General features: G+C 52.0%; 7 tRNA genes. All 7 read right to left on the bottom strand.

The window, feature by feature from the left end:
• Nucleotide 1 precedes the first annotated feature (1 nt).
• The 7 genes from EVI01_RS13535 to EVI01_RS13505 all read right to left on the bottom strand — a co-directional run bounded on the left by EVI01_RS13535 (nt 2) and on the right by EVI01_RS13505 (nt 600).
• Nucleotides 2-75 (bottom strand) — tRNA-Arg (locus EVI01_RS13535).
• A 10-nt stretch (nt 76-85) separates the two neighbouring features.
• Nucleotides 86-171: transfer RNA gene (locus EVI01_RS13530), tRNA-Leu, on the bottom strand.
• 15 nt (nt 172-186) lie between these two features.
• Nucleotides 187-258, bottom strand: a tRNA-Gly gene (locus tag EVI01_RS13525).
• A 10-nt stretch (nt 259-268) separates the two neighbouring features.
• Nucleotides 269-341 (bottom strand) — tRNA-Thr (locus EVI01_RS13520).
• A 21-nt stretch (nt 342-362) separates the two neighbouring features.
• Nucleotides 363-444 (bottom strand) — tRNA-Leu (locus tag EVI01_RS13515).
• Between the two features lie 7 nt (nt 445-451).
• Nucleotides 452-524: transfer RNA gene (locus tag EVI01_RS13510), tRNA-Lys, on the bottom strand.
• Nucleotides 525-527: 3 nt separating this feature from the next.
• Nucleotides 528-600 (bottom strand) — tRNA-Val (locus EVI01_RS13505).
• Between the last annotated feature and the right edge of the window lie 13 nt (nt 601-613).

Genomic DNA, 613 nt, shown 5'->3' with positions numbered 1-613 from the left:
ACGCGCCCAAGAGGAGTCGAACCCCTAACCTTTTGATCCGTAGTCAAACACTCTATCCAGTTGAGCTATGGGCGCATATTTGTAATGCCGAGGACCGGAATCGAACCGGTACGGTGATCACTCACCGCAGGATTTTAAGTCCTGTGCGTCTGCCAGTTCCGCCACCCCGGCGTGTTACTTTGGCAAAGCGGAAAACGGGGTTCGAACCCGCGACCCCCACCTTGGCAAGGTGGTGCTCTACCACTGAGCTATTTCCGCATGGTTATGATGCCGGCTAAAGGACTTGAACCCTCGACCCTCTGATTACAAATCAGATGCTCTACCAACTGAGCTAAGCCGGCATAGAATAAAAAATCATATGATGCGGGTGAAGGGACTTGAACCCCCACGCCGTAAGGCGCTAGATCCTAAATCTAGTGCGTCTGCCAATTCCGCCACACCCGCAAAAATATGAGCCGTACAGGGCTCGAACCTGTGACCCTCTGATTAAAAGTCAGATGCTCTACCAACTGAGCTAACGGCTCATATGGAGGTTAACGGGATCGAACCGCTGACCCTCTGCTTGTAAGGCAGATGCTCTCCCAGCTGAGCTAAACCTCCATGGATAACTTAA

The sequence above is a fragment of the Enterococcus villorum genome (assembly GCF_007990225.1).
Taxonomy (GTDB): domain Bacteria; phylum Bacillota; class Bacilli; order Lactobacillales; family Enterococcaceae; genus Enterococcus_B; species Enterococcus_B villorum.
Note: the sequence above shows the minus strand (reverse complement) of the source record. Positions and strands in the feature narration are given on the sequence as shown.